The sequence below is a fragment of the Hydrogenophaga sp. genome, assembly GCF_035481345.1.
In the GTDB taxonomy this organism is placed as follows: Bacteria; Pseudomonadota; Gammaproteobacteria; order Burkholderiales; family Burkholderiaceae_C; genus Hydrogenophaga.
In genome coordinates this window covers 1-8,808 of the sequence record NZ_DATIGV010000071.1, presented here as the reverse complement: position 1 = coordinate 8,808, position 8,808 = coordinate 1, and the positions used below count along the sequence as shown (strand labels likewise).

Here is an 8,808-nt window from a genome sequence, read left to right as displayed (position 1 = left end):
GTCAGGGGCGGCGGTGCGGGCGGCTGAGCGGGCGGCGGGGGTGGGGTGTGCAGGGACGTCATGTCAACTTCTTGCGCTCGTCGCGCGGATGGGGAAGGGGGTCGTTGCCTTTGTCGTGGGCCACGATGGCGATGCTGCCGTCGGGCTCGAGAACGGCCCACTTGACCTCGCTGAGCAGTTCCATGCCGGCCTTGTGCATCTCGGTGAAGACCTCGTCCGGCGTGACGCGCATGCGGTTCATGGCGTCGGCGATGAACTGGCCGTCGTACACCAGCAGCGTGGGTTCGCCCGCGATCAGGTGCTCCACGCGCTCGAAGCGCTGCACCAGCAGCGAGGTGAAGAACACCAGCACGAGCAGGGTGCACACGGCGGTGATGGCGGTGGTCAGCGAGTAGTCGCTGCCGATGAGGGCTTGCGAAACGATTTCCGGAATCATGAGCAGCGAGACCAGTTCCAGCGGGGAGAGCTGGCCGAATTCGCGCTTGCCGAGGATGCGCAGCCCCACCAGCACGAACAGGTAGATGACGGCGACGCGCAGAACGGTGTCCATGGGCGATGGGGATGGGACGCGGCCGCTTCAGGGCAGCACCAGGGTGGAGAAGGCGAGCCGCGTGGGGGCGGCCTGGCCGGCCCCGCCCAGTTCCACCCAGCCCGGCAGCCGGCCCCAGTCGTCGGCCTCGAGGCGCACGCGCACGCTGGCGCGTTCACCGGGCGCCAGCGGGGGCAGGGGAACCCGCACGCGGCCGGCGACGATGGCACTGGGCGCGGGCGTGGTCTCGGCGCCCAGGAAGCGCGAGAGATAGGCCTCGTCGAGCGACACCACCAGGTCCTGCGCGGCCTGGGTGCCGGTGTTCGTCACCGCGACCACCAGTTCGCCCGTGCCCTGGTGGCGCAGGCGCGACGGGTGCGTGAGGTTCACCGCGAGGGCGCCCGGGGTCTCGGCGGCGAGGTGGTCCTCGGACGGCCCGAGCAGGTTGGCCAGCGAGAGCAGGGGCAACAGGGCCAGCAGGGGAATGCCGACCCATTCCAGCGCACCGAGCCGCACCACGCGGGCGTAGCTGGGTGGGGGGCGCGGCAGGGGAGGCAAGGACTTGGGCGGCATGGCAGGAGATGCCCTGGCAATCGGCGTGCCCGCCGCGCCGCGCGCGCCTGGGCGCGCCGCTTGCCGCCGGGCGTCCATCCCCTCAACCCATCAGGAAAGGAGCTTTCCCATGAACCAAGTCAGCGAAGTGATGACCCGTGGCGTGCGCACCCTGTCGCCGGACGACACCCTGCGCCTGGCCGCGCAGGCCATGGAGGAGATGGAGATTGGCTCCATCCCCGTGTGCGACGGCCAGCGCCTGCTCGGCATGGTGACCGACCGCGACCTCGTGGTGCGCGGCGTCGCCCAGGGCCTGGCGCCCGAGCGGACCGCCTTGCGCGACGTGATGACGCCGCAGGTGCAATGGTGCTACGAGGACCAGTCCATCGAAGAAGCGGCGCAGCTGATGTGCGACGCGCAGATCCGCCGCCTGCCGGTGGTGGACCACGACAAGCGCCTGGTAGGCCTGCTGTCCCTGGGCGACATGGCGGTGAAGTCCAGCCCCGAGGAAGCCGCCCAGGCCCTGCAGGACATCTCCCAACCGGCCAAGCCCGAGCGCAGCGGGCTCTCGCAGGCCAGCGGCACCGCGGGCGGCGGGGCCGACGCGGGTCGGCGCTCGTCCTGAGGTCGCGAGGCCGCGCGGCGCCCCGCCAGGGGGCCGCCGTCACGGCCGGTGCGACTCAGCGCGTGCCGCCCGGTGCCGGGCGGTCCGCGCCCGCGGCGGGGGGGCTGCCCTTGGCGTGCGGCAGTTCCCGCGCCATCGTGAGGTGGCGCTGAAGGCCGGGCAGGCCGCGCGAGGCGAAGGCCTTGATGTCCGGGTCATCGGCGCCGGCGGCGGCGTCCTCGAACAGCTTGACGGTCTCCTGGTGGGCGTCGACGCCAAAAGCCTCGACGTAGCGGCGTGTGAAGGCCTCGCCGTCGGCGGTGGACAGCAGCTTGAGCCGGCCCCGCTGCAGCATCGACGGCTCGGTCGGCAGCTCCACGCCCTTGGCGCGCGCCAGTGTCCGCAGTTCGTCGCCCATGCGCGTGTGCTCGTTCACCATGGTCTGCGCGAAGCGCTGGACCTGTGGGTCGGCCGCCTTCTGCACGGCCAGGCGGCTGGCCTCGATTTCGGCATGGCCGTTCTGGGCGGCCTGCTCCATGAAGCCGCTGTCGGCGCGGCTGGGCCGCATGGCCCCGGCGGGTGGCACGGGGGATGAGCCGCTCGTCTGCGCGAAGGCGGGCAGCGACAGCAGCGGCAGGACGGCCAGCGCGATGGCGTGCCGGCGGTGAAGTGTGGTCATGGCGGGATCTCCAATGAACGACAGGGCACCGGAGGCGGCAAACCATGTGCCCCAGGCGGTCCGGACGGCACGGGATGGCCATGTAAACCGTGCCGCAGCGGCTGCTCACCGCCGCTGGCTCGCCGGCGGATTCCCCGGCTTCATTGGCCGACCGGCGGAATTTGACCGGCTTTGTGTGCGCTGCTTGACGCATGGCCTGTTCCGCCGGGCCGCACAATAGTCCCTGGCGGTATCCACCGCCCGGCCAACCGGCGGTGTCCCGGACGGCATCGGGGGTGGGGCGCGCTCGCTAGAATGAATTTCATGGCTTCGCAGATCCCCAAGAAACCGGAAACCCCGGCGGCCCCGCCCGCCACGGGCAGCGACGACTCGGTCGTGCTGGAACGGCGCACGCAGCGTGTTCAGCCGCCGCAGATGTACCAGGTGGTGCTGCTCAACGACGATTTCACGCCCATGGAATTCGTTGTCCAGGTCATCCAGGAATACTTCAGCAAGGACCGCGAGACGGCCACGCAGATCATGTTGAAGATTCACCTGGAGGGAAAAGGGGTTTGCGGCGTCTATTCGCGCGACGTGGCCAGCACCAAGGTAGACCAAGTGCTGCAAGCCGCCCGCTCGGCGGGACACCCCTTGCAATGCGTGAGCGAACCTGTTGAATAAGCGTTCAAGCTCCCCATCTAGACCCTACATTCGTCTCAGGACGTGCTTATCCCGATACTCCCAGCCAAAGGACGTGCCACATGATTGCCCAGGAACTTGAAGTCAGCTTGCACATGGCCTTCGTCGAGGCCAGGCAGCAGCGGCACGAATTCATCACGGTGGAGCACCTGCTGCTGGCATTGCTTGACAACCCCAGCGCCGCCGAGGTCTTGCGCGCCTGCTCGGCCAACATCGACGACTTGCGCAAGTCCTTGACGAACTTCATCAAGGACAACACCCCGCAGGTGGCGGGCACCGACGAGGTGGACACCCAGCCCACGCTGGGTTTCCAGCGCGTCATCCAGCGCGCCATCATGCACGTGCAGTCCACCGGCAACGGCAAGAAAGAGGTCACCGGTGCGAACGTGCTCGTCGCCATCTTCGGCGAGAAGGACTCGCACGCCGTGTACTACCTGCACCAGCAGGGCGTGACGCGCCTGGACGTGGTGAACTTCATCGCTCACGGCATCCGCAAGAGTGATCCGCCGGAGCCGACCAAGTCCAATGAAAGCGCGGCCGAGAACGAAGAGGCCGCCGAAGCCAAGGGCAACGAGAAGGCCTCGCCGCTGGAGCAGTTCACGCAGAACCTGAACCAGATGGCCAAGGACGGCAAGATCGACCCGCTCATCGGCCGCGAGTACGAGGTCGAGCGCGTCATCCAGATCCTGTGCCGCCGCCGCAAGAACAACCCGCTGCTGGTGGGTGAGGCCGGCGTGGGCAAGACGGCCATCGCCGAGGGCCTGGCCTGGCGCATCACGCAGGGCGACGTGCCCGAGATCCTGGCCGAGTCCAGCGTGTACTCGCTCGACATGGGCGCGCTGCTGGCCGGCACCAAGTACCGCGGCGATTTCGAGCAGCGCCTCAAGGGCGTGCTCAAGTCGCTCAAGGACAAGCCCAACGCCATCCTGTTCATCGACGAGATCCACACCCTGATCGGGGCCGGCGCGGCCTCGGGCGGCACGCTGGACGCGTCCAACCTGCTCAAGCCGGCGCTCTCCAGCGGCCAGCTCAAGTGCATCGGCGCCACCACCTTCAGCGAGTACCGCGGCATCTTCGAGAAGGACGCGGCCCTGTCGCGGCGCTTCCAGAAGGTTGACGTGGTCGAGCCGACCGTGGAACAGACGGTGGACATCCTCAAGGGCCTGAAGTCGCGCTTCGAGGAGCACCACAACGTGAAGTACGCCGTGGCCGCGCTGCAGGCCGCCGCCGAGCTCTCGGCCAAGTACATCAACGACCGCCACCTGCCCGACAAGGCCATCGACGTGATCGACGAGGCCGGCGCGGCGCAGCGCATCCTGCCGGCGTCCAAGCGCAAGAAGACCATCTCCAAGACCGAGGTCGAGGAAATCGTGGCCAAGATCGCCCGCATCCCGCCGGCCAACGTCTCCAACGACGACCGCGGCAAGCTGGCGACGCTCGAGCGCGACCTCAAGAGCGTGGTGTTCGGCCAGGACAAGGCCCTGGAGGTGCTCGCCGCCAGCGTGAAGATGGCGCGTTCCGGCCTGGGCAAGGCCGACAAGCCCATCGGCGCCTTCCTGTTCAGCGGCCCCACCGGCGTCGGCAAGACCGAAGCGGCCAAGCAGCTCGCCTACATCATGGGCATCGAGTTGATCCGCTTCGACATGTCCGAGTACATGGAGCGCCACGCCGTGAGCCGCCTGATCGGCGCGCCTCCCGGCTACGTGGGCTTCGACCAGGGCGGCCTGCTGACCGAGGCCATCACCAAGAAGCCGCACTGCGTGCTGCTGCTCGACGAGATCGAGAAGGCGCACCCGGACATCTTCAACGTGCTGCTGCAGGTGATGGACCACGGCACGCTGACCGACAACAACGGGCGCAAGGCCGACTTCCGCAACGTGATCGTCATCATGACCACGAACGCGGGCGCCGAGACCATGAACAAGGCGACCATCGGCTTCACCAACCCGCGCGCCGCGGGCGACGAGATGGCCGACATCAAGCGCCTGTTCACGCCGGAGTTCCGCAACCGCCTGGACGCGATCGTCAACTTCAAGGCGCTGGACGAGCAGATCATCCTGCGCGTGGTCGACAAGTTCCTGCTCCAGCTGGAGACGCAACTGGCCGAGAAGAAGGTGGAGGTCACCTTCACCGACACGCTGCGCCAGCACCTGGCCAAGAAGGGCTTCGATCCGCTCATGGGCGCGCGCCCGATGCAGCGGCTCATCCAGGACACCATCCGCCGTGCCCTGGCCGACGAGCTGCTCTTCGGCCGCCTGACCGAGGGCGGGCGCCTGACGGTGGACCTGGTCACCAAGACCGACGCCGACGGCAAGGAAACGCAGGACGTCGAGCTCGACATCCAGCCGCTGCCGAAGAAGGAAGGCAAGGCCAAGCCGGAGGAAGCGACGGAGGTCTGATCCGCGCCCGCGCGTCATCGGCGAAGAAGCCCCACGGTCGTGGGGCTTCTTTTTTTTTGCCCCTCGGGTGAGGTCCGACGGATTGTCTTGACGCCGTCATGGACGCACGTCATTGTGCGAGCCTTGCGTACGCCGACATTCCTTGGCAACTGCTGGTCATCGTCGATGAACACGAGGAGGCGTACATGTCAGCTCGCGATTCCACGCCACAGGGCGCACAGGACCAACTGCGCGCCATGCTGCACCAGCGCCGCGAACGGCTGGTGAACCGCTTGAGCAGCGGCGATCTGCCGGCCGAGCGGAACGACGAGATCGCCGAAGAGGTGGATTACCTCGACAGCGCCCTGGCGCGACTCGAAGACCCCGGCACCCCGTGCTGCATGCGCTGCGGCGAGCCCATCTGCCTGACGCGCCGCACGCTGGCGCCTGACAGCGAGCTGTGCACCGGCTGCGCCTTGGTGGCCGATCAGATGCCACGTGGCGGCCGCGAGGGCCCGACCTCCACCTGGGACGCGGAGTTCCTGCCGGAGATGGGCTAGGCCTCGGCGGGGTTTCCTTTTATCCGGGATTTGTGGATATGCTCCTGAGGGGTATCGGCGCCCAGGATCGAGGCTGCCGACCGCAGGAGGATGTTCATGCTGAAGCGGGTCGCGGGAGTGGTGTTGCTGTTGTCGCTGATGGGCTGTGGCCGCATCGAGGCCTTCTTTCTCGATCCCCATGAGAAGGTGCTGCAGGCTTTTCCACTCAGCGCCGCAGCGGAGCGGGCGCTGGAGTCCCTGCGGCGCCTACCGGCCCCGGACGGGGCTGCCTTGCCCGCGGGTGTGGCGGATGAGGGGGAGTTGATCCGCACCCGCTCGATGGTGTGCGCCGCGCCGATCTCCATCGCCGCCTGGGATCGCGCGCCGGACTTGAAGGAGCGCCTGCGCGACAAGGCCTGCTTCGAGCGCGAAGACGCCCAACTGGCGCAGACCCTTCAACTCCGGGCCGTGGCGCGGATGCTGCGAACGGGTGACCTGGTGGCGGCGGGCCCCATCCGCGAGGGGGCGGAGATCGCGGTCAAGCCCTCCCTGATGGGCGTGGATATCGCCGAGTCCGCCAACGTGCTGGTCGCTTTCGCCTCGGACGGTTCGGTGGAGGTGCTCGATGCCAACGACGGCCGCAAGCTCCATTCCTTGACGACGGGTGTCATGGCCGGCACCCGCGCGGCCCTGTCGCCCAATGGCCGCCTGCTCGCGGTGCCGCAGCAGCCACGCCTGCTGCGCGTGCTCTCGACCGAGACGGGTGAGACCGTGTGGGAGTCGGCGCAGAGCACGAGCCTCGTGCGATGGCTGCCCGAGGTCGATGCGGCGGTGACCCTGTCGCAGGAGTCGAACGCCGCGCAGACGCTTGACCTGCTGACGGGCGAGACGCGGCCGCTGTTGCCGTCCGAGCCCGGACTGCAATGGGCCTGGCGCCTGCCCGGGGAGCCGCCGCGCTATCTGTTCGCGGGCCGCCAGACCTTGATGGTGATCGAATTCTCGCGGGACGAGCGCGGCACGCTGAAGGCCAACACCGCGCAACGCTGGCCGCTCGACCGCTCGCGGGCGTACGGGGATCGGCCGGCGCTGATGCAGGAAGGTCAACGCCTGGTCCACCGCGACGCGTCGGCGATCCGCTGGTTCGATCTGCGCGATGGCAGCCAAGGGGCTTGGGAGCTGGACTCGAACAGCCTGCAGTCCCTGCAAAAGCTCAACGAGAACCAGCTTCTGCTGAGGGCACGGGTGGACAGCCAGGGCGTGAAGGCCTTCGTCGTCGACGTCCGCAACGGCCAGGTGGGCGAACTGCCGAATCCCCAGGGGCGGCAGGTCTTCATGCCGCTCAGCCACCGCTCCGTGGCGGCGCAGCGCGTGCACCAGGCGCTGGTGTTCCGCCATGAGGTAGCGAGTGAGAACCCCCGCTCCATGGACGATCTGATCGCGCAGGCCAATCTGGCGCGGCAGTTGGTGCAACTGGCGCGTGCGACCGGGGTGGGTACAGGGGCCGGCGCGGGCTTTGCCGGACTGACCGCGCCCGCCGCCGCCCCGATGATCGCCAACCTTCCCCCCAATGCGAGGGTGGTGGCGGTGGGCGTCTACGAAGGCGGCGGCGAGCGGACGGCGAATGCGCAAGCCTGGCCGGCGGCACGCAGGCCGGGCACCGTGCGGGTGACGGTGTTGCCGGACAGCGCGCCTTTGGTGCTGGTGTTGTCGTCCTACGAGCCGGTGAACTGGCTGGTTTCCAACCAGAATGGCCGCCGCATCGCGGCCGTTCTGGTGGCGGGTCACCACCAGGGGCGGGTCTTCGGCGTGGAGCCGGTGGCGCCCGTGGAGATCGGCCGGCATTACGCTCATGAACTGGGCTCGCCGGGCTATGCCAAATTGCAGCAGGCGGTGTCGGCCTACGTGGGTCGGCCGATCAACCTGTTCCAGGGCCGATACCAGGGCTCGGAGTTCTCGGTGCGCTGATCAGCGCTGGCCCGACGTCAAGGCGAGGGCTTCTTCCCCGCACTGGCGAGCAAGGCCATGCCGCACAACAGCGCGAACCCCGCGCCAGCGATGAATGTTGCCTCGGAACCCAGCCGCTCCCACAGCAGCCCCGCGATGGCGCTGGCCAGCAGCATCGCCACACCGCTCACCAGGTTGAACAGGCCGAAGGCCGTGCCCCGCAGGTCCTCGGGCGCCGTGTCGGCCACCATGGCCGCCAGCAGTCCCTGCGTCATGCCCATGTGCAGGCCCCACAGGACCACGCCGAGCAGCATCAGCGGCCAGTTCAGCGCAAAGGCCAGCACAAGGTCGGCTGCGATCAGAACGAGCAGGCCCCAGCCCAGCAGCCTGGCGTGGCTCATCGAATCCGACAATTTGCCGAACGGATAGGCGCTGAGCGCATAGACGACGTTCATCGCCACCATGACCAGCGGCACAAAGGACGCCGCCACGCCAAGCTGTTGGGCGCGCAGCACGAGAAAGGCCTCGCTGAAGCGGGCCAGCGTGAACGCAGAGCCGATGACCACCACGCGCCAGTAGGCCGTTCCCAGTCGGTGCAGCGCCTCGCGCCGGATGGGGCTCCCAGACGCGGCGTCCGCAGCGTGCTCGGGCTCACGCACGCCCACGACCAGGAGCAGCACGGCCAGCGCGCCCGGCACCACGGCGATCCAGAACACCGCCCGGAAGTCGCCCATCAACAGCACCATGAGCACTGTGGCCAGCAAGGGCCCGACGAAGGCGCCCACGGTGTCCAGCGACTGCCGCAAGCCATAGGCCGCGCCGCGCTGCTGCGGGCTCACCAGATCGGCCACCAGCGCATCACGCGGTGCGCCGCGCACGCCCTTGCCGATGCGGTCGATGAAGCG

The 8,808-nt window shown here is 68.6% G+C and carries 9 protein-coding genes; 5 read left to right on the top strand and 4 right to left on the bottom strand.

Annotated elements, in window-relative coordinates; genetic code table 11:
- Positions 1-58: 58 nt before the first annotated feature.
- Together VLG41_RS07245 and VLG41_RS07240 are read right to left on the bottom strand one after the other, a co-directional pair.
- A complete protein-coding gene (locus VLG41_RS07245) occupies positions 59-550 on the bottom strand; it encodes a DUF421 domain-containing protein (RefSeq protein WP_325348722.1) in 492 nt (163 codons plus the stop codon).
- 27 nt (positions 551-577) lie between these two features.
- Complete coding sequence (locus VLG41_RS07240; protein ID WP_325348721.1) at positions 578-1,102, bottom strand: hypothetical protein; 525 nt, start codon at positions 1,100-1,102, stop codon at positions 578-580.
- Between the two features lie 109 nt (positions 1,103-1,211).
- Here VLG41_RS07240 and VLG41_RS07235 point away from each other — a divergent pair, with 109 nt between their 5' ends.
- Positions 1,212-1,706, top strand: coding sequence for a CBS domain-containing protein (locus VLG41_RS07235; protein ID WP_325348720.1), 495 nt, complete (start codon positions 1,212-1,214; stop codon positions 1,704-1,706).
- 55 nt (positions 1,707-1,761) lie between these two features.
- Here VLG41_RS07235 and VLG41_RS07230 read toward each other — a convergent pair whose 3' ends face one another.
- A complete protein-coding gene (locus VLG41_RS07230; protein WP_325348719.1) occupies positions 1,762-2,364 on the bottom strand; it encodes a DUF4142 domain-containing protein in 603 nt (200 codons plus the stop codon).
- Positions 2,365-2,667: 303 nt separating this feature from the next.
- On the opposite strand from VLG41_RS07230, the gene clpS reads away from it, so the two are divergent.
- From clpS to VLG41_RS07210, 4 genes are all read left to right on the top strand, one after another.
- Complete coding sequence (gene clpS, locus VLG41_RS07225) at positions 2,668-3,024, top strand: ATP-dependent Clp protease adapter ClpS (protein ID WP_325348718.1); 357 nt, start codon at positions 2,668-2,670, stop codon at positions 3,022-3,024.
- Between the two features lie 80 nt (positions 3,025-3,104).
- On the top strand, positions 3,105-5,441 hold the full coding sequence (clpA, locus tag VLG41_RS07220) for an ATP-dependent Clp protease ATP-binding subunit ClpA (RefSeq protein WP_325348717.1): 2,337 nt from the start codon (positions 3,105-3,107) through the stop codon (positions 5,439-5,441).
- A gap of 185 nt (positions 5,442-5,626) precedes the next feature.
- Positions 5,627-5,980: a hypothetical protein gene (locus tag VLG41_RS07215; RefSeq protein ID WP_325348716.1), complete on the top strand. Its 354-nt coding sequence runs from the start codon at positions 5,627-5,629 to the stop codon at positions 5,978-5,980.
- Positions 5,981-6,076: 96 nt separating this feature from the next.
- Entirely contained in the window at positions 6,077-7,924 is a 1,848-nt protein-coding gene (locus VLG41_RS07210; protein WP_325348715.1) for a PQQ-binding-like beta-propeller repeat protein, read from the top strand.
- Between the two features lie 17 nt (positions 7,925-7,941).
- Here the strand turns inward: VLG41_RS07210 and VLG41_RS07205 are convergent.
- The coding region (locus VLG41_RS07205) for an MFS transporter (RefSeq protein WP_325348714.1) at positions 7,942-8,808 on the bottom strand (867 nt) is incomplete at its 5' end.

Coding starts and splice junctions, on each gene's coding strand:
- VLG41_RS07235 (WP_325348720.1), top strand. CDS start 1,212: ATGAACCAAGTCAGCGAAGTGATGACCCGTGGCGTGCGCACCCTGTCG.
- clpS (WP_325348718.1), top strand. CDS start 2,668: ATGGCTTCGCAGATCCCCAAGAAACCGGAAACCCCGGCGGCCCCGCCC.
- VLG41_RS07230 (WP_325348719.1), bottom strand. CDS start 2,364: ATGACCACACTTCACCGCCGGCACGCCATCGCGCTGGCCGTCCTGCCG.
- clpA (WP_325348717.1), top strand. CDS start 3,105: ATGATTGCCCAGGAACTTGAAGTCAGCTTGCACATGGCCTTCGTCGAG.
- VLG41_RS07240 (WP_325348721.1), bottom strand. CDS start 1,102: ATGCCGCCCAAGTCCTTGCCTCCCCTGCCGCGCCCCCCACCCAGCTAC.
- VLG41_RS07210 (WP_325348715.1), top strand. CDS start 6,077: ATGCTGAAGCGGGTCGCGGGAGTGGTGTTGCTGTTGTCGCTGATGGGC.
- VLG41_RS07245 (WP_325348722.1), bottom strand. CDS start 550: ATGGACACCGTTCTGCGCGTCGCCGTCATCTACCTGTTCGTGCTGGTG.
- VLG41_RS07215 (WP_325348716.1), top strand. CDS start 5,627: ATGTCAGCTCGCGATTCCACGCCACAGGGCGCACAGGACCAACTGCGC.